Below are 18,365 nucleotides of genomic sequence, written 5' to 3' on the forward strand. Positions count from 1 at the left end.
CCCTCAAGCGCGCCCGACACCGCGACTGGCCACCACCCGAACCGACAACAGTCACGATCGCCGAACCAGGAGCGACCTAAAGTCACCGGCATTGGCCCTAGGCCCTCTCTTTCGGATCTTGCCGGGCGCGCGACGCCGGGCATCCCGCCTGGACGCACCGGCGAATCGTCCGAGTACGACCCAGTACGAGGGCGATCCGCCGGCACGCCCAGCCGGGCGCCCAACGCCGCGCGCTGATCCGACAGACCCGAAAGAGAGGGCCTACACCGGTGCGGTGCGCACCGCCCCCGGCCGCGCCCGGCCCCCTCCCCCGGCCCGGCCGCCAGCGGGCGCCGCCTCGCGCAGCCGCTGGCTGATCACCTGCGAGATGCCGTCGCCCTTCATCGTCACGCCGTAGAGCGCGTCGGCGGACTCCATCGTGAGCTTCTGGTGGGTGATCACGATCAGCTGGGAGCTCTCCCGCAGCTCCTCCATGATCCCGACCAGCCGGCGCAGGTTGGTCTCGTCCAGCGCCGCCTCCACCTCGTCCATCACGTAGAACGGGCTGGGCCTGGCCTTGAAGATCGCCACCAGCAGCGCCACCGCGGTCAGCGAGCGCTCGCCGCCGGACAGCAGCGACAGCCGCTTGACCTTCTTGCCCGGCGGGCGGGCCTCCACCTCGACCCCGGTGGTGAGCATGGACTCCGGGTCGGTCAGCACCAGCCGGCCCTCCCCGCCCGGGAAGAGCCGGGCGAAGACGCCCTCGAACTGGGCGGCGGTGTCGTGGTACGCCGAGCTGAACAGCTGCTCGACCCGCTGGTCCACGTCCCGGACGATGTCCAGCAGGTCGCGCCGGCCGCGCTTGAGGTCGTCCAGCTGCTCCCCGAGGAACCGGTGGCGCTCCTCCAGCGCGGCGAACTCCTCCAGCGCCAGCGGGTTGACCTTGCCGAGCTGCTGGTACGCCTTCTCGGCGGCCCTCAGCCGCTTCTCCTGCTCGGCCCGGACGTACGGGTACGGCTCCCCGGGTTCCTGGCCCTCCTCCTCCGGCGCGGCCGGCGGGACGGGCACCTCCGGCCCGTAGCCGGCGAGCAGTTCGCCGCCGTCGATGCCGAACTCCTCCAGCGCCCGGGCCTCCAACTGCTCGATCCGCAGCCGCTTCTCCGCCCGCAGCACCTCGTCCCGGTGCCCGGCGTCGACGAGCTTGTCCAGTTCCTCCTTGAGGCCGCGGCCCAGTTCGCGGTGCTCGCACAGTTCCTCCTCGCGCTCGGCGCGCGCCCCTTCGACGGCCGCCCGCCCGGCGTCCGCGCGGGCCAGCGACACCTCCAGGCAGGCCAGCAGCTGCCGGGCGCCCGCCGCGACGGCGTTCGCCACCCCGGCGTCGTGCTCGGCGCGCCGGCGGCGCTCGGCGGCGCGGGCGCGCGCCTCGCGCTCGGCCCGGGCGGCCCGGTCCAGCCGGTCCGCCCGTCCCGCCAGGGCGCGGACCCGCTCCTCGTGGGTGCGCACCGCGAGCCGGGCCTCCAGCTCGGCCTGCCGGGAGGTGCCCGCGGCCTCGGCGAGGCGCTGCTGCTCGGCGGTGTCCGGCTCGTCCTCCCCCGCGTCCGCCGACTCCTGGGCCGCGGCCAGCCGCTGCGCCGACTCCTCGGCGGCGGCGAGCAGTTCGGCCAGGCCCTGCTCGGCCCGCGCGGCGGCGGCCGACAGCCGCTCGGCCTCCCCGGCGGCGGCGCGGGCCTGCCCGCCGAGCCGGCCGAGGGCGCCGGCGGTCCGGGCCCGCTCCTTCTCGTCCTGCCGCCGCTGCTCGCCGAGCCGCTCCACCTCGGCGGCCGACTCCCGGCGCCGGTCGGTGAGTTCGGCCAGCCGCCCGGCCGACTCGGCGCAGCGGACGGCGAGTCCACCGATCGCCCGGGCCGCTTCGTCCACGGCCGCCTGGGTCTCCAGCAGGCTGGGTGCCCCGCCGGAGCCGCCGTGCGCGAAGCCGGCGCCGAGCCGGTCCCCGTCGGCGGTGACGGCGGTGAGGCCGGGGTGCGCGGCGGCCAGCCGCAGCGCGGCGTCCAGGTCCGCGACCACCGCCACCCCGGCCAGCAGCTGCCGCACGGCGGTGAGCAACTCGGGTGGGCCGTCGATCAGTTCGGTGGCCCGGCGGGCGCCGTCCGGCAGCTCGGCGGCCACCTCCGGCCGGTCCGCCGCACCCGCGATCAGCAGCGCGGCCCGCCCGGCGTCGTCGGCGCGCAGCAGCCGCAGCGCCTCGACGGCGGCGGCCGGCGAGTCGACGGCCACCGCGTCGGCGGCCGCGCCGAGCGCCGCCGCCACCGGCACCTCGTACCCGGCTTCGATCCGCAGCAGCGCGGCCGCCGGCCCGAGCAGCCCGCCCAGCCGCTCCCCCGCCGCGAGCAGCGCGCCGGTGCCGTCCTTGCGGCGCAGCCCGAGCGAGAGCGCCTCGTGCCGCGCGGTGAGCCCGGCCCGCTCGCGCTCCGCCGCGCCGGCCGTCTCCCGGGCGGCGGCGAGTTCCCGTTCGACGGCGGCCAGCCGCTCGCGCGCCGCCCGGTGGCCGGCCTCGGCCTGCTCGTCGTCCCCGGTCGGTCCGCCCACCTGCTGCCGGAGGTCGTCCAGTTCGCGCTGCGCGGCCCCGGCGCGCAGCAGCGCCTCGTCCCTGGCCTCGGCGAGCCGGCCGGTCTCGGCCTGTGCCGCGGCGGCCCTGGAGCGGGCGGCGGCGGCCTGCCCCTGCAGCCGGGCGAGGCCCTCCCTGCGGTCGGCGATGGCCCGGGCGGCGGCGCGCAGCCGGTGCTCCTCGGCGGCCAGGTCCCGTTCCAGGCCGCCCCTGCGCTCGACCGCCTCGGCCAGCGCGTACTGCGCCTCCTCCAGTGCCTCGGCGAGTTCGGCCTCGTCCCGGCGGACCCGTTCGGCCTCCCGCTCCATGTCCTCCGGTGTCCCGCCGGGTGCGCCGGCGGCCCGTTCCTCGGCCCGTCCTCCGGCGGCGGCGTGCCGGGCGCGGGCCTCGGCCAGCCCGATGGTGCCGCGGGTGCGCTCGGCGAGGGCGGAGAGCCGGTACCAGGTCTGTCTGACGGCCTCCAGTTCGGGCCCGAGCCGGCGGACCTGCGCGTCCAACAGGCGCTCGCGCTGCACCGCGCGGGCCAGTTCCTGTTCGACGGTGGTCCGGCGCAGCCGCAGCGCGAGTTCGTCCGCGACCTCGGCCTCGACGGCCCGGCGGAGCGCGGAGAGGTCGTCGGCGAGCAGTCGCAGCCGGGCGTCGCGCAGGTCGGCCTGGATGCCGGCGGCCCGGCGGGCGATCCTGGCCTGGCGGCCGAGCGGGCCGAGCTGGCGGCGCAGTTCGGCGACCAGGTCCTGGACCCGGTTGAGGTTGGCCTGCATGGCGTCCAGCTTCCGCAGCGCCTTCTCCTTGCGCCGGCGGTGCTTGAGGACGCCGGCCGCCTCCTCGATGAAGGCACGCCGGCCCATCGGGTCGGCGTGCAGGACGGAGTCCAGCTGCCCCTGGCCGACGATGACGTGCATCTCGCGGCCGATGCCGGAGTCGGAGAGCAGTTCCTGGATGTCGAGCAGGCGGCAGGTCTCGCCGTTGAGGGCGTACTCGCTGCCGCCGTTGCGGAACATGGTCCGGGTGATCGTCACCTCGGAGTAGTCGATCGGCAGGGCGCCGTCGCCGTTGTCGATGGTGAGGCTGACCTCGGCGCGGCCGAGCGGGGCGCGCCCGCTGGTCCCGGCGAAGATGACGTCCTCCATCTTGCCGCCGCGCAGCGTCTTGGCCCCCTGCTCGCCCATCACCCAGGACAGCGCGTCGACCACGTTCGACTTGCCGGAGCCGTTCGGGCCGACCACGCAGGTGATGCCCGGCTCGAAGCGCAGGGTGGTGCTGGAGGCGAAGGACTTGAACCCGCGCAGCGTCAGACTCTTCAGGTGCACGCGGCCGGTCTCCTCATCGCTCGCCGGGGGTCCCAGCGTGCGACTGTATCCGGAGTCGGACACGACGAAGGGACGCCACATCAGGGCGTCCCTTGCAAGCTGCGTCCCTTTCGGGGCGGCTCAGTGCACAGCGGCGTCGATCTGCGAGGACCGGGCGGGACTCAGGTGAGAGCCGGCTCCCGCTGATCCAGATCGATACTGCGAAGCAGCGAGTGCTCGTCAGCGACAGCGGTGAGCGCGTCGTTCTCTGCCTGCATCCGAAGGAGCTCGGATTCAAGGTCCTGGACGCGCTGCTGAAGCCGTCGCATCTCGGAGAGCATTCGCGGGTCGGGGCCGCCGACGTACCCGAGAAGCGCCTTTGCCATGATGAATGGTCCTCCACGCTGAGTGACCGAACCGGAACGGTCCAGGTCTAGGGGGAAGGGGGACGCACGCGCGGCGCGCCACCGGAAGTGCTGGCTGGGCACTACGGCACAACCACCGTGAGCTGGGCTCACGAGGGCATGCGCCTGCCGGGATAACGCGGTCGTGTGCGCGGGCTTCCAGCGTCTCACCAAAGACGGAAAGGGTCAACACGATCACCGCACGCTACCGCGGCCCTGTCACCTGCCCGGCGGTGTCGTCACGTCGGGGGCTCTCTGGGCGGGTCCACCAGGTGCTCGTGGATCATCGTTCGATGCGGAGTCAACCACGAGTCTGCCCGGATGGCAACCTCGTGACACCGCCGGTTCGGGATCTTTTCCCGGGTGCCCCGGGGACGGGCCCGCGGGCGGCGGCTCAGCGGATCTCGAAACCCTCGTAACCAGGGCCGACGGCCGTCCAGATCTCGGTCACGCCGCTGACGTTCCCGGGGGTGCCGGGGCCGCGCAGCAGGGCCAGCAGCTGCTCGCAGTCGGCCGCGAGGCCCTCCGCGACGACCTGTACCCGGCCGTCGCCGAGGTTCCCGGCGTAGCCGGTCAAGCCGATCTCCAGCGCCCGTGCCCTGGTCCACCAGCGGAACCCGACCTGCTGGACCTTCCCCCGGACCCAGGCGGTGACCCGGACCGGTTCCTCACTGTGGGCGTCGCGACCGTGCATGCCCCGACCCTAGCCGCCCCCGCGCCCGCCCACCGCTCGGGCCCCGGCACAGGGCGCCGGGGCGCCCGTACACGGCAGCGGCCCCGCCGGAGGACCGGCGGGGCCGCGTGGGGTCGGTGCCCGGGCGGGCGGGTTACCAGTCCCCGCCGCCGAAGTCGCCGCCACCGCCGCCGAAGTCGGACCCGCCGAAGCCGCCGAAGTCGGAGCTGTTGAAGTCGGCCCCGGTGAAGTCGCCGCCCTCGTGCTGGTCCTGGTAGCCGCCGTGGCCGCCGTCCATCATCGGCGCCGCGGCGTAGGCCGGGGAGGCCATCATCGAGCCGAGCATGGTGCCGACCAGCAGGCCGGGCAGCAGACCGCCGCCGAAGCCGCCGAAGTAGCCGCCCGCCCAGGGCCCGTACGCCGGGCCGGCGTTCCAGTACGGCTGCGGGCCGTGGTCGGTGTCCACGGTGCGGATGGCCGGGTCGAGGCCGGCCGCCAGCCGGTCCGCGTCGGCCTGGCAGACCGGGACGGTGCGGGCGGCGCCACCGTCCGGGGACCAGTCGACGTCCTTGACGGACGGGCCGTGGCGCGGGTCCATGAAGCACGGGGGACGGCGCTCGGGCAGCGGGCGCTTGGCGCGCCGGGCGTCCAGGGTGGCCAGCGCGAACCGGCCGTCCTCGATCGCCTCGGTGACCGGCTTGACGTCGTCCGGCCGCTTGGCCTCGTCCATCAGGCGCTTGGACTTCTCGTAGGAGTCCAGGGCGTGGGTGTAGTCGGTGCGCTGGGCGTCGTCGGCGTCGGCCGCGGCCGGGTTGAAGTCGAGCCGGTCCAGTTCCTCGCCGAAGGCGGTGATGTCCTCGTCCACGACGCGGCGCAGCTGCTCCAGCTCGGCCCGGGCCTGGTCCTCCTTGCGCTTCTTGGCGCGGCGGAAGAGGAAGAAGACGCCGGCGCCGGCCAGCGCCAGCAGCAGGACCGGGATGACCACCCAGGCGATCGAGGTGCTGTGGTTGACGCCCTCGCCCTTGGTCTGCGGGGCGGCCTGGTCGACGAAGTCGTTCAGGGTCGCGTCGATGTCGCCGCCGTGGGCGCGGAAGACGGCGCCGGAGATCTTCTGCGGGACGCCCGCGGCCGCGGCGCCGCGGTCACCGCCGGCGGTGAAGTCGTTGCCGCGCCAGACCGCGTAGACCCCGTCGACGCCCACCATGGCGCGCAGGTCCTTGAGGACGGTGCTCTTGCCGTAGGCCGGCGAGTCGGGGACGACCGCGACGAAGATCGGCTTGTCGGCCTTGTCGATCTTCTTGGTCAGGGCGTCGGCCTGGGCCTGGCTGAAGCGGCTGGTCATCGCCGGGTCGACGTAGACCTGCCCCTTCTTCAGCGTGGCGGAGGCATCGCTCAGCCCGCTCGCGGCGGAGGCCGCGGGCGCCAGCAGGAGCAGCAGCCCCAGCAGCGCCGCCACCAGGGCAAGCGGCCCGGCGCCCCGGGAACGTCGTGCAAGGGTTCTCATGTCCCCGACGCTACCGTGACCGGCGCCGAAGCACGCCATACCCTTCGCATACTGGTGGTGACAAGACTCCCCGCCGTCCGCCGGGGCCGCTCCCCTTCTCGGGGATGATGTTTCCCCCAGTCGACCCTGACGCGGGCGGGGCGCGGGAACCGCGGGTGTTGCCCGGACGTACGTCCCGGCGGGCCCGGCCCGGTTTCCGGGCGCTCCAGGGGGGCGTGCCGACCGTATCCCGGCTACCGGCATAGTGGTCCCGGACCGTCGGTCCCATTACCTGTTCTTGACCCAACTCCCGATCGGAGCACCCGGTGATCATCGGCCTCGTCACTGCCGTGGCGGCATCCGCCTGCTACGGCACCGGCTCAGTCCTCCAGGCCGTCGGGTCCCGCCGCTCCGCCCGCGAGGAGGCCGCCAAGGGCGCCACCACCTCGACCACCGAGCACGGCGGACCGAGCCTGTCCTCGACCGCGAAGGCCGCCGTCACCTGGGAGTTCATCCTCGGCACGGTGCTCGACCTGATCGGTTTCGGGCTCGGCGCGCTGGCCGCGCGGCTGCTGCCGCTGTTCCTGTCCCAGACCATCATCAGCGCCAACCTGGTGATCACCGCGCTGCTCAGCATCAAGCTGCTGGGCATCCGGCTCAAGCAGTTGGAGTGGGCCTCGATCGGCGTGCTCTGCTCCGCGCTGGTGCTGCTCGCCGTCTCGGCCGGCCCGGAGGGCGGCCACCACGCGGCCATGTCCTTCCACTGGGCGCTGCTGGCCGTCATCACCGTGGTGCTGGTCGGCGGCAGCCTGCTGGTGCGGCGGATGGGTGCGAACGGCGCGATCGTCGCCGGTCTGCTCTCCGGTCTCGGCTTCGGCGCTCTCGGCGTCGGCGTGCGCATCCTGAACGGCGTCGAGCCGTTCGACCTCACCGCGCTGCTCACCGACCCGGCGCTGTACGCGATCCTGGTCGGCGGCCTCGGCGGCATGTACATCCACACCGTGGCACTGCAGATCGGCTCGGTGAACGGCGCGACCGCCGCCCTGGTGGTCGGCGAGACGGTGCTGCCCGGCGCGGCCGGCGTGCTCTGGCTCGGCGACTCCTCCAAGGCCGGCCTGGGCTGGCTCGGCGTGGTCGGCTTCCTGCTCGCGGTGGTGTCCGCGGTCGGCGTCGCCTACTTCGGCCAGGACACCCACGGCACCCCCGCCGAGGGGGTCGGCGACCACCCGGAACTCGCCCGGAAGTAGCCGCTCAGCCCCCGCTGCGGTCGCGCGGCACCCGCTGGCAGCGGGGGCAGAAGTAGCTGGAGCGGTTCATCCAGGCCGCCCGCCGGATCGGGGTCCCGCAGCGTCGGCAGGGCTCCTGCTCACGGCCGTAGGCGTCCAGGTCCCGGGAGAAGTAGCCGCTCTCGCCGTTCACGTTGACGTAGAGGCTGTCGAAGCTGGTGCCGCCGACGGCGAGCGCCGCGCTCATCACGTCCCGGGCGTGGGCCAGCAGCAGGGCGGCCTGCGGGCGGGTCAGCGTGGCGGTCGCGCGGTCGTAGTGCAGCTTGGAGCGCCACAGCGCCTCGTCGGCGTAGATGTTGCCGACCCCGCTGATCAGCGTCTGGTCGAGCAGCGCGCGCTTGACCGTGGTGCGCTTGGCCCGCAGCGCGGCCACGAAGGCCTCGTCGTCGAAGCGCGGGTCGAGCGGGTCGCGGGCGATGTGCGCGATGGAGACGGGCGTGCCCTCCGGGTCGCCGTCCTCGGCCTCCTCGACCGCCAGGCCGCCGAAGGTCCGCTGGTCGACGAAGCGCAGCTCGCGCCCGCCGTCGGTGAAGCGCAGCCGCACGCGCAGGTGCGTCTCGTCCGGCACCGATGGGTCCTGGACGAGGAGTTGGCCGCTCATCCCGAGGTGGCCGATCAGCGAGAACCCGCCGGCGGCCTCCGGTGTCCCCGCCCCGGACAGCGGCACCCACAGGTACTTGCCGCGCCGCTGGGCGGTGCCGAGGGTGGTGCCGGTCAGCCGGGACGCGAAGTCGGCCGCGCCGGCCGGCTGTCGGCGCACGGCGCGCGGGTGCAGCACCTGGACGTCCGCGACCGTCCGCCCGGCGACCCAGGAGGCCAGACCACGGCGGACGACCTCGACCTCGGGGAGTTCGGGCACGGCGACAGGCCTCCTGCTCGGTGGGGATCCGCAGGAGTGAAGGCTACTGCCCGATCAGGCGCCGGCGGGAAGCCGGTCGGCGTACTTCTCCTTGATCGCGCGCCAGGCGCTCTCGGCGGCCTTCTGCTCGGCTTCCTTCTTCGAGCGGCCGACGCCGCTGCCGAAGTCCTCGCCGGCCACCCGGGCCGCTGCGGTGAAGGTCTTCTCGTGGTCCGGACCGGACTCCATGACCACGTACTCGGGCACTCCGATGCCCACCGAGGCGGTGAGCTCCTGGAGGCTGGTCTTCCAGTCCAGGCCCGCGCCCAGCTGAGAGGACTCCTCGATCAGCGGGTCGAACAGGCGGTGGACGAACTCGGTGGCCGCGTCCAGACCCTGGTCCAGGTAGACGGCCCCGATCACGGCCTCGACCGTGTCGGCGAGGATCGACGACTTGTCGCGGCCGCCGGTGCCCTCCTCGCCCTTGCCGAGCCGGATGAACACGCCGAGGTCCAGGCCCCGGCCGACGTCCGCGAGCGCGCGGGAGTTGACGACCGCCGCGCGCAGCTTGGCGAGCGTGCCCTCCGGAACGTCCGGGTGGACGCGGTAGAGGGTGTCGGTCACCACCAGGCCCAGCACCGAGTCGCCGAGGAACTCCAGGCGCTCGTTGGTGGGCAGCCCGCCGTTCTCGTACGCGTACGAGCGGTGGGTCAGGGCACGCACCAGAAGGGCGCGCTCGAGTGTGTACCCGAGGCGCCCTTCCAGGACGTCGTATTCGGTCGAAGCCGGCCCGCCGGCCTTTCCGCCGCCCGAAGTGGCCTTCGAGGCGGTGGTCGCCTTGCGGGAAGAGTTACTGTCCGACATCGATCCGTACACCCCGCCGATCAGACCGAGAGGACCTGGCGACGGTTGTACGTGCCGCAGCTCGGGCACGCGATGTGGCCGAGCTTCGGCTCGTGGCAGCGGTCGCACGCCACCAGGGCCGGGACGACAGCCTTCCAGTTGGAACGGCGGTGGCGCGTGTTGCTGCGCGACATCTTCCGCTTCGGAACAGCCACGGCTACTTCTCCTGGTTCTCGGCGGCACCCTCACGGGTGTCGCTGTGCTTGATTCCCCGACGCCCATCAACGGCATCGGCGCGGGCCTCGTCGCCGGGAGCGGCGGAGAGTCCCTGCAGAGCCGCCCACCGGGGGTCGACGGCGTCGTGGTGGTGGGCCGGGTCGTCGCTCAGGCGCGCTCCGCATTCGGAACACAGGCCCAGGCAGTCTTCCTGGCACACCGGCTGCAGCGGCAGTGCGAGCACCACCGCGTCACGCAGCACCGGCTGGAGGTCGAAGAAGTCGCCCTCCAAGCGGTAAGTCTCGTTTTCCGAGTCCTCGTCGAGGTCCTCGGTCCCGGTGGTCCGGGCGCGGTGACGCTCGTCGGACTCCGGGTAGTAGTACAGCTCCTGGAAGTCCACGTCGATGTCGAACCCGACGGGCTCCAGACACCGGACGCACTCGCCCTCGACCCCGGCCTCGGCGGTGCCGGTGACCAGCACGCCTTCGACCACGGACTCCAGGCGGAGCTCCAGCTCGATCGGGCTCTTCTCCGGCACACCGACCACGTCGACGATCCCGAGGCCCTCGGGGGCCTCCAGGGTCCGGCTCACCTTGCGCATCGAACCCGGACGACGGCCGAGCTCGTGCGTGTCGAACACGAGGGGGTCGCGGTGGTCGAGGCGGTTCACGGTGTCCTGACTTCCATGGGAAACGATCGGTGCGGCTCCGTCACGGTCGGTCGGCGTCGCGAGGGCAAGCCGACAGCCGGACAGGGGGGTGCCGGAGTGGTCAGACTACCGGAGTCTCCCGTCAGGCCCAACTTCGGTCCCTCCGGGAGGCCCCGCCGGGGCCGTTCAGCGGCCGCCGAGCTCCCGCAGCCTGGTCATGTCGATCATGCTGGTGTCGAAGAAACTGGTCTCGTCCAGGCCCTGCTGCTGCGGCACGGCGGGCGGCAGCGCCGGCGGGGCGGGGGGCTGCTGCGGGTAGGTGTAGCCGTCGTACTGCTGCCCGCCGTAGCCCTGCTGCTGCTGGTAGCCGCCGGCGTCCGGCCGGGGGTTCCCCCACTCGTCCTGCTGCTGGGCCGGGTAGTGCTGCTGCTGGTAGCCGCCCTGCTGCTGGCCCCACTGGGTGTTGTACGGATCACCCTGGCCGGCCGGGTCGAAGCCGCCGCCGTACACCTCGGCGTACTGCCCGCCCTGCTGCTGGGCCGCCGCGTACCGGTCGGTGCCGGGGGCCTCCTGCCAGCCCGCCGCGGCCGGGGTCTGCTCCGGCCAGGTCTGCTGCTGCGGGACGTCCTCGCGGTACCAGGCGAGTTCCGCGCCGTCGGCGTCCCCGGCGAAGCCCGCCGCCACCGCCTCGGCCCGCTCCTTGGCCTGCTGCGCCTCGTCGGCCGCGGCCAGGTAGGCGCCGAGCTCGTCGATGGGCCGCTTGCCGAGCAGCTTGTCGCGGCCCTTGCCGACGGCCTCCAGGGTGGCGCCGAGCACGTTCTCCAGGGTGGCGAGCTTCACATCGACGTACTCGTCCACCTCGGGGCTCGGGCTGATCCGCTGCGGCCGGAACTCCTCGCTGTCGGTCTCGCCCTCGTGCTCGGTCTCGAAGACGCCCGAGTCGCCCCGCAGCTTGGTGCGGCCGCGGCCGACCGCGCCGAGCGTCTTGGTCAGCACGACCTCGAAGTTGGCGAGCTTGCTGTCGACGTAGTCGTCGGCCTCGGCCCGCTTGGTCTCGACCTCGGAACGCGCCCCGTCGAGGATCCGGTCGGCCTCGGCCTGGGCCCGGCGGACCACCTCGGTGTCCGAGATCAGCGAACCGCGCTCGGCGTGCGCCCCCTGGATGATCAGGTCGGCCTCGGCCTGGGCGCCCGCCACCACCTGCTCGTGGTCGGCCATCACCGACTGCGCCTGGGCGAGTTCTGCGGGCAGGGCCGCCTTGAGGTCGTTGAGCAGGCCGATCAGTTCGGCCCGGTTCACCACGCAGGAGGCCGACATCGGCATCGAGCGGGCGTTCTCCACCGCCGCCACGATCTCGTCGACCTTGTTCTGCACGTCCACGGGGCTTCGTCTTTCCGTGTGCCGCCGACGGTCCGGCGGAGGCAGGCCCGACGCGGTGAACCTCACCGCAGGGCAGGAATACAGACTGTACGGCCACCCCGGGGCAGGGTCACAACGCCCGAGTCGAACCCGTCTCCCGCCCGTCGGACAAGGCGTGACGAACCGGCAGGAAACGGTCGGCCGGCTACTGCTCGGCCTTGCGCTCCGCGATCCGCTCGACCAGCCGGCCGTGCACCGTCTCCGGCAGCAGGTGGGAGACGTCGCCGCCGTACGAGGCGACCTCCTTGACCAGCGTCGAGGAGAGGAAGCTGTACGTCGGCGAGGTCGGCACGAACAGCGTCTCCACGCCGGTCAGGCCGTGGTTCATCTGGGCCATCTGCAGCTCGTAGTCGAAGTCGCTGACCGCACGCAGGCCCTTGATGATCGCGGGGATGCCGCGCTCCCGGCAGTAGTCCACCAGCAGGCCGTGGTGCGACTCGACCACCACGTTCCCGAAGCCCGCGGTGACCTCCTCGATCAGGCCGATCCGCTCCTCGACGCTGAACATGCCCCGCTTGTTCCGGTTGATCAGGACCGCGACATGCACCACGTCGTAGAGCTTCGAGGCCCGCTCGATGATGTCGAGGTGACCGTTGGTGATCGGGTCGAACGAACCGGGACAGACGGCTCGGCGCATGGCGTGTGTGCTCCCTCGTGGGGTGACGGACCTGTCGGGCCGGCGGCCCGCTACTCCTGCCGGCCGGCCGCGGCGGCGGCGCGACCGTACCAGAGCGTGCCCTCGCCGTAGCGACGGGAGCGCAGCTCCTCGAAGCCCTCCGGCCAGCCGAACGCGCCGCCCCGGGTGCTGCGCTCCACGGTGACGAGTGCGTCCTCCGCGAGCCAGCCCCCGGCCAGGAGTGTGATCAGCATCTCGCGCAGCTCCTCGTCCGTCACGGCGTACGGCGGATCGAGGAAGGCCAGGTCGTACGGGGTCTCCGGGGGCGGCCCCGCGATCACCTTCTCCGCCTTCGCGGCCCGGACCTCGGCGCCCGGCAGGCCGATCGTACGGACGTTCTCCTTGATCACCCGGGCCGCCTGGTTGTCCGCCTCGACCAGCAGGACGTGCCCGGCGCCGCGCGACAGCGCCTCCAGGCCGACCGCTCCCGATCCGCCGAACAGGTCCAGCATCCGGGTCCCGTGCAGGGTGCCGCCCAGCGCCTCCAGCGTGGAGAACATCGCCTCGCGGGCCTTGTCGGAGGTCGGCCGGGTGCTCCGGCCGGGCGGTACGGCCAGCCGACGGCCGCCGGCCGCCCCGGCGATGACGCGGGTCATGGTGGTGGAAGGTCCTTTCGTCGCTGCCCGACCACGCTATCCCGCGGGGCGCGGTGCTGCCGAAAGGGAGAACCGGCACCGGCCCGCCCCGGACGGGCCCGGGGCGGGCGGGCTGGTCACACCCTCAGCTCGCCTCGGACCCTGCCGCCTGGCTCGGGACCGACGCGCCGAGCAGGCCCGGCGAGGCGTAGCGGGACCAGGACAGGCAGCCGTCGGGCGGGCAGAACTCGGGGCGGCGCGGGTCGTGCCCGAGCTCGCGCAGCTTGGTCCGGACGGAGTCGGGCGTACGGCCGAAGCGGGCGGCGATCCGGGCGACGGTCTCGCCCTCGTGGAAGCGCCGGACCAGCTCCTCCTCGTGCTGCGGGACCCAGGGGGCGCCGTGGCCGGGGTACAGCTCGCGCAGCACGTCGCGGTCGGGGATGGGCTCGGAGACGTCGGCGACGATCGCCAGCGCCCGCAGCGCACGGTTGAGCGCGATCCGCAGGGAGGCGACGTCCTCGACCGGCAGGCGGAGCTTGCCCGAGGCGAGCGGCGCGGCGGCCGCCCCCTCGCGCCAGCCGGTCAGGGTGAGGGTGACCTCGCGGTCGTCGTCGCTGGCGAGTTCGATCCGGAAGACCTTGTCGCCAAGCGGGAGCTCGTTGAGATGACGGAATGCCATGGCATGACCCCCAAGTGTCGTGCCAGGTACGCACCTTGGGGGTGCGCCCTGAACACCTTCATTCTCTCCCGGGGGTCTGACAATCGGCCGGTGCCAAGCGGCGCTCAGCCCTTCTCCATGTAGGCCGCGCGGTCCTCGTCGAGCAGGCTCTCCAGCGCGGTGCGCAGCTCCGGGTGGGCGGCCAGGTCCGGGTCCTCGGCGACCAGCCGGGTGGCCTCGGTCCTGGCGGTCAGGATGACCTCCTCGTCCTCCAGGACGGAGAGCACCTTGAGCGAGGACTTGACCCCGGACTGTGCCTGGCCCAGTACGTCGCCCTCGCGGCGCTGTTCGAGGTCGATCCGGGACAGCTCGAAGCCGTCCAGGGTGCCCGCGACCGCGTCCAGCCGGGCCCGGGCGGCGCTGCCCGCGGGCATGTCGCTGACCAGCAGGCACAGGCCCGCCGCGCTGCCGCGGCCGACCCGGCCGCGCAGCTGGTGGAGCTGGGAGACGCCGAAGCGGTCGGCGTCCATGATGACCATCGCGGTGGAGTTGGGGACGTTGACGCCGACCTCGATGACCGTGGTGGCGACCAGGACGTCCACCTCCCCGGCCGTGAAGCGGCGCATCACCTCGTCCTTGGCCTCCGGCGCGAGCCGGCCGTGCAGGATCTCCACCCGCAGACCGGCGAGCGGGCCCTTCACCAGCTTCTCGGCCGTCTCCACCACCGAGAGCGGGGGCCGCCGTTCGTCGCTCGCCGCGCCCTGGTCGGCGGCCTCCTCGAAGTCCTCCTCGGCCGCCTTGCGCCGCTTCTTCGGCTCGGCCGCGGGCTCCTCGTCCCCGATCCGGGGGCAGACCACGTACGCCTGGTGGCCCTTGCCGACCTCCTCGCGGACGCGCTCCCAGGCCCGGGTGAGGAAGTTGGGCTTCTCCAGCGCCGGGACGACGTGGGTGGAGATGGGCGAGCGGCCGGCCGGCAGCTGGTCCAGCACGGAGGTCTCCAGGTCCCCGAAGACGGTCATCGCGACGGTGCGCGGGATCGGGGTGGCGGTCATCACCAGCAGGTGCGGCGGCTGGTCGCCCTTGGCGCGCAGCGCGTCCCGCTGCTCGACGCCGAAGCGGTGCTGCTCGTCGACCACGACCAGCCCGAGGTCCTGGAACTGGACCTTGTCCTCGATCAGCGCGTGGGTGCCGATGGCGATCCCGGCGTCCCCGCAGGCCATGTCGAGCAGCGCCTGGCGGCGGGCGGGGACGCCCATCGAGCCGGTCAGCAGCACCACCCGGGTGCCGAGGTCCGAGCCGCCGAGCATCCCGCCCTCGGCCAGGTCCCCCATCATCTCGACGATCGAGCGGTGGTGCTGCTGCGCGAGCACCTCGGTGGGCGCGAGCAGGACGGCCTGGCCGCCCGCGTCCACCACGGCGAGCATCGAGCGCAGCGCCACGAGGGTCTTGCCGGAGCCGACCTCGCCCTGGAGCAGCCGGTGCATCGGGTGCTCGGTCGCCAGGTCGGCGGCGATCTCGGCGGAGACCTTCTGCTGGCCCTCGGTGAGGGTGAACGGCAGCCGGGCGTCGAAGGCGTCCAGCAGGCCGCCCTCGCGGGCCCGGCGCGGCTTGGCGGGCAGCGCCGAGTCGGCGGCCCGCCGCTGGGCCAGGGCGACCTGGAGCACGAAGGCCTCGTCCCAGCGCAGCCGGCTCTGGGCGCGTTCGCGGTCGGCCTGGCCGCGTGGGCGGTGGATCAGTTCCAGCGCTTCGGGCAGCGGGATCAGGTCGTGCCGCTCGCGCAGTTCGGCGGGCAGCGGCTCGCCGACGTCGCCGAGGTGCTTGGTGAGCGCCGTCTCGACGCACAGCGACAGCTTCCAGCTGGGCATCTGCGCGCTGGCGCCGTACACGGGGATGAGCCGGCCGGCGAACTGCTTCGCCGCGTCCGACCCGGCGTCCTCGTCGAGCAGCTGGTAGTCCGGGGAGACCAGCTGGCGGGTGCGGTTGAACACGCCGACCTTGCCCGCGAACAGGCCCTGGGCGCCGGCCCTGAGCTCCTTCTGCCGCCAGCCCTGGTTGAAGAAGACCAGCGAGAGCCGGCTGCGGCCGTCGGTGACGACGACCTCCAGCCGGTCGCCCTTGCGGCCGCGGAACGGGATCAGGGTGACCTTCTCGATCCGGGCCAGCACGGTGACGTGCTCGTCGGCCTCCAGCTCGTCCAGGCTGGTGAGCTGGCCGCGTTCGACGTAGCGGCGCGGGTAGTGGTGCAGCAGGTCCCCGACCGTGCGCAGCTTGAGGCTGTCGGCGAGCACCTTCGCGGTGCGGTCGCCGACGAGCTTGACCAGTGATTCATCGAGAGCGCCCATCACGGCCCTGTTTACACCACGGGACCGACGGACCGGGCCCTGCCGCACTCCGGCGGCGGGCCCTACTCGACGCCGATGAGCAGCGGCGCGGACTCCTGGCCGCCGTGGAAGACCACCGCGTCCACCTCGGGCCGCCGGTGCCGTACATGGGCGACCAGCCGGTCGGCGAGCGCCCGGTCGGCGCCCTCGCCGAGGACCAGGGTGACGAGTTCCCCGCCCGCGCCGAGCATCCGGTCCAGCACGCTCTCGCCGACCTCGGCCAGTCCGGTGCCGATCACCGCGACGTCGCCGTCGATCAGCCCGAGCACGTCGCCGGCCTGGCAGACCCCGGCCATGGTCCAGGACTCGCCCTCGGCGACGGCCAGTTCGGCGTACCTGGTGGCCCCGGCGGCGGAGGTCATGGCGACCACGTCCTCGTCGAAGCGGCGGGCGCCCTCGTGCACCGCGAGCGCCGCGAGCCCCTGGACCGGCGAGCGGGTGGGCAGCACGGCGATCCGTACGCCCTCCTCGCGCAGCTGGTCGGCGGCGGCACCGGCGGCGGCGCGCAGTTCCGGGTCGTTGAGCAGCAGGACGACCTCGCGGGCGGCCGAGCGGCGCACCGCGGCGGCGAGTTCGGCACTGGCCGGCGGGCGGTCCGGGTCGGCGTGCAGGACGACGGCGCCGGCCTGCTCGCAGAGGTCGGCCAGGCCCTCGCCGGAGACCACCGAGAGCACCGCGCGGGCCCGTACCTCGCGTTCGCCGCGCTCGGCGGCGGTGCTCCCGGCCCGGGCGGCGGCCTCGGCGAAGTGGGTGATCCGGATCTGGTGCGGGCGCCCGGCCCCGACCCCGGCCTCCACGGCGGCGCCCGCGTCGTCCACGTGGACGTGCACGTTCCACAGGCCGTCGCCGCCGCCGATCACCAGTGAGTCGCCGAGGCCGCCGAGCCGGGCGCGCAGGGCGGGCAGGGCCTCGTCGGGCGCGTCCAGCAGGTAGATGACCTCGAAGGCGGGGTGGCGGCGGGCGACGGGCGGGAGCACGTGCGCCTCGCAGCCCCCGACGGGCAGGAGGTCCCCGCGCAGGGCGACCGGCCCCATCGGCTGCTGCCCGGCGACGGCGTCGGCGAGCGCGCCGAGGACGGCCACCAGGCCGCGCCCGCCGGCGTCCACGACCCCGTTCTCGGCGAGGACGGCGAGCTGCTCGGGGGTGTGCCGCAGCGCGTCCCTGGCGGCCCGGTACGCGGTGTCGGCGACCTGCGCGAGCCCGTCCCCGGCCCGTACCGCCTCCCGGGCGGCGACCCGGGCGACGGTCAGCAGGGTGCCCTCGACGGGCTCCGCGACGGCCTGGTAGGCGGAGTCGGCGGCCCGTTGCAGGGCGGCCCGCAGCTGCTCGGCGCCGCCGCCCTCGGCCAGCGTCTCGGCCGTGCCGCGCAGCCACTGGGCGAGGATCACCCCGGAGTTCCCGCGGGCGCCGACCAGCGCGCCGCGGGCCATCGCCCGCACCGCGTCGGCCAGTCCGGGGGCCGGGTCGGCGGCGGGGTCGGCGAAGCGGCTCTCCACCTCGGCGGCGGCGGACTCGACGGTCAGGTAGAGGTTGGTGCCGGTGTCGCCGTCCGGGACGGGGTAGACGTTGAGCGCGTCGATCTCCTCGCGGGCCTGGCCGAGCGCGCGCAGGGCGAGCTGGCACCAGGTGCGCACGGCCGGGGCGTCGAGCGTGTGCAGCACCAGGTCTCCTCCGGATGGGACGCCGCGATGGCCTGTGGAGCGGCAGCGTTCACACTGCGGCGAGGGGTGATACCGGCAGGTTATCGGGGGCCGGGGAGGACCGTCCCGGTCCCGGCGGGCAGAGCGATCACTCCGCCGGTCATGGTAGTTTCGTGGGACGGAAGCAAGCGTTGTATGCTCTTCCGGTTGCCTGGAACCGTCCAGGCTCACCCCCTTGTCCGGTCTGGTTCACGCGAGTGCTCCGGTGGGTGGGCGGGGTTTTCGTAAGTATCTGATCTGAAGTCTTGGAGTGACTCCTGTGGCTGCCAACTGCGACGTCTGCGGCAAGGGGCCGGGCTTCGGCAACAGCATCTCCCACTCTCACCGCCGTACCCCCCGTCGTTGGAACCCCAACATCCAGACGGTGCGCGCTGTGATTGGGCGGACGCCGAAGCGGCTCAACGTCTGCACCTCGTGCATCAAGGCCGGTAAGGTCTCGCGCTGACGCGCAGACCGGCATGCCGGTCCTCCAGTGAGCCGGTTCATCCTCGGATGGGCCGGCTTCACTGTTCTCATGGTCGGCTTCGCCGTTTTCCGGTCTCATCGGTGGTGGGGGGGGGGCGGCGGGGGGCCGGTGCGCGGCGGGCCCCCCGCCCCCCGGGGCGGGGGGGGGGGCCGCCCCCCGGTAGGGCGCCCAGTGCCAGGGCTTGGCGCCGTACCAGCCGCCCGCGCGGGAGCCGCCCTCCGCGAC

Annotated in this window: 16 protein-coding genes; 2 read left to right on the plus strand and 14 right to left on the minus strand. The window is 73.8% G+C overall.

Features of this window, described 5'->3' with window-relative positions; translation table 11 throughout:
• Positions 1-261: 261 nt before the first annotated feature.
• The 4 genes from smc to ACFQ6N_RS38390 form a co-directional block, all read right to left on the minus strand.
• On the minus strand, positions 262-3,894 hold the full coding sequence (gene smc, locus ACFQ6N_RS38375) for a chromosome segregation protein SMC (RefSeq protein WP_380658767.1): 3,633 nt from the start codon (positions 3,892-3,894) through the stop codon (positions 262-264).
• Positions 3,895-4,055: 161 nt separating this feature from the next.
• A complete protein-coding gene (locus ACFQ6N_RS38380) occupies positions 4,056-4,259 on the minus strand; it encodes a hypothetical protein (protein ID WP_380658768.1) in 204 nt (67 codons plus the stop codon).
• A gap of 412 nt (positions 4,260-4,671) precedes the next feature.
• Entirely contained in the window at positions 4,672-4,971 is a 300-nt protein-coding gene (locus ACFQ6N_RS38385; protein WP_380658769.1) for an acylphosphatase, read from the minus strand.
• A 133-nt stretch (positions 4,972-5,104) separates the two neighbouring features.
• Positions 5,105-6,454: a hypothetical protein gene (locus ACFQ6N_RS38390; protein ID WP_380658770.1), complete on the minus strand. Its 1,350-nt coding sequence runs from the start codon at positions 6,452-6,454 to the stop codon at positions 5,105-5,107.
• A gap of 305 nt (positions 6,455-6,759) precedes the next feature.
• Here ACFQ6N_RS38390 and ACFQ6N_RS38395 point away from each other — a divergent pair, with 305 nt between their 5' ends.
• Positions 6,760-7,680: a hypothetical protein gene (locus tag ACFQ6N_RS38395; RefSeq protein ID WP_380658771.1), complete on the plus strand. Its 921-nt coding sequence runs from the start codon at positions 6,760-6,762 to the stop codon at positions 7,678-7,680.
• A 4-nt stretch (positions 7,681-7,684) separates the two neighbouring features.
• Here the strand turns inward: ACFQ6N_RS38395 and mutM are convergent, their stop codons facing one another.
• The 10 genes from mutM to ACFQ6N_RS38445 form a co-directional block, all read right to left on the minus strand.
• The gene (mutM, locus tag ACFQ6N_RS38400; protein ID WP_380658772.1) at positions 7,685-8,578 is read right to left on the minus strand and encodes a bifunctional DNA-formamidopyrimidine glycosylase/DNA-(apurinic or apyrimidinic site) lyase; all 894 of its coding nucleotides are present in this window, start codon (positions 8,576-8,578) and stop codon (positions 7,685-7,687) included.
• Between the two features lie 54 nt (positions 8,579-8,632).
• Complete coding sequence (gene rnc, locus ACFQ6N_RS38405) at positions 8,633-9,421, minus strand: ribonuclease III (protein ID WP_380658773.1); 789 nt, start codon at positions 9,419-9,421, stop codon at positions 8,633-8,635.
• Between the two features lie 20 nt (positions 9,422-9,441).
• Complete coding sequence (gene rpmF, locus ACFQ6N_RS38410) at positions 9,442-9,615, minus strand: 50S ribosomal protein L32 (protein WP_030056747.1); 174 nt, start codon at positions 9,613-9,615, stop codon at positions 9,442-9,444.
• Between the two features lie 2 nt (positions 9,616-9,617).
• Positions 9,618-10,286: a YceD family protein gene (locus tag ACFQ6N_RS38415; RefSeq protein ID WP_380658774.1), complete on the minus strand. Its 669-nt coding sequence runs from the start codon at positions 10,284-10,286 to the stop codon at positions 9,618-9,620.
• A 165-nt stretch (positions 10,287-10,451) separates the two neighbouring features.
• Positions 10,452-11,645: an ATP synthase F0 subunit B gene (locus tag ACFQ6N_RS38420; protein ID WP_380658775.1), complete on the minus strand. Its 1,194-nt coding sequence runs from the start codon at positions 11,643-11,645 to the stop codon at positions 10,452-10,454.
• A 184-nt stretch (positions 11,646-11,829) separates the two neighbouring features.
• Positions 11,830-12,321 carry a pantetheine-phosphate adenylyltransferase gene (coaD, locus tag ACFQ6N_RS38425; protein WP_380658776.1) on the minus strand — a complete coding sequence of 164 codons (492 nt, stop codon included), beginning with the start codon at positions 12,319-12,321 and terminating at the stop codon, positions 11,830-11,832.
• Between the two features lie 50 nt (positions 12,322-12,371).
• Complete coding sequence (rsmD, locus tag ACFQ6N_RS38430) at positions 12,372-12,956, minus strand: 16S rRNA (guanine(966)-N(2))-methyltransferase RsmD (protein ID WP_380658777.1); 585 nt, start codon at positions 12,954-12,956, stop codon at positions 12,372-12,374.
• A gap of 124 nt (positions 12,957-13,080) precedes the next feature.
• Positions 13,081-13,614 carry a hypothetical protein gene (locus ACFQ6N_RS38435; RefSeq protein WP_380658779.1) on the minus strand — a complete coding sequence of 178 codons (534 nt, stop codon included), beginning with the start codon at positions 13,612-13,614 and terminating at the stop codon, positions 13,081-13,083.
• Positions 13,615-13,718: 104 nt separating this feature from the next.
• A complete protein-coding gene (recG, locus tag ACFQ6N_RS38440) occupies positions 13,719-15,935 on the minus strand; it encodes an ATP-dependent DNA helicase RecG (RefSeq protein ID WP_380658780.1) in 2,217 nt (738 codons plus the stop codon).
• 62 nt (positions 15,936-15,997) lie between these two features.
• The gene (locus tag ACFQ6N_RS38445) at positions 15,998-17,635 is read right to left on the minus strand and encodes a DAK2 domain-containing protein (protein ID WP_380658781.1); all 1,638 of its coding nucleotides are present in this window, start codon (positions 17,633-17,635) and stop codon (positions 15,998-16,000) included.
• 298 nt (positions 17,636-17,933) lie between these two features.
• Here ACFQ6N_RS38445 and rpmB point away from each other — a divergent pair, with 298 nt between their 5' ends.
• A complete protein-coding gene (rpmB, locus tag ACFQ6N_RS38450) occupies positions 17,934-18,119 on the plus strand; it encodes a 50S ribosomal protein L28 (protein WP_014138233.1) in 186 nt (61 codons plus the stop codon).
• The last annotated feature ends 246 nt before the right edge of the window (positions 18,120-18,365 follow it).

Origin of the sequence: Kitasatospora sp. NPDC056446, from assembly GCF_042796115.1 — a bacterium.
GTDB lineage: Bacteria > Actinomycetota > Actinomycetes > Streptomycetales > Streptomycetaceae > Kitasatospora.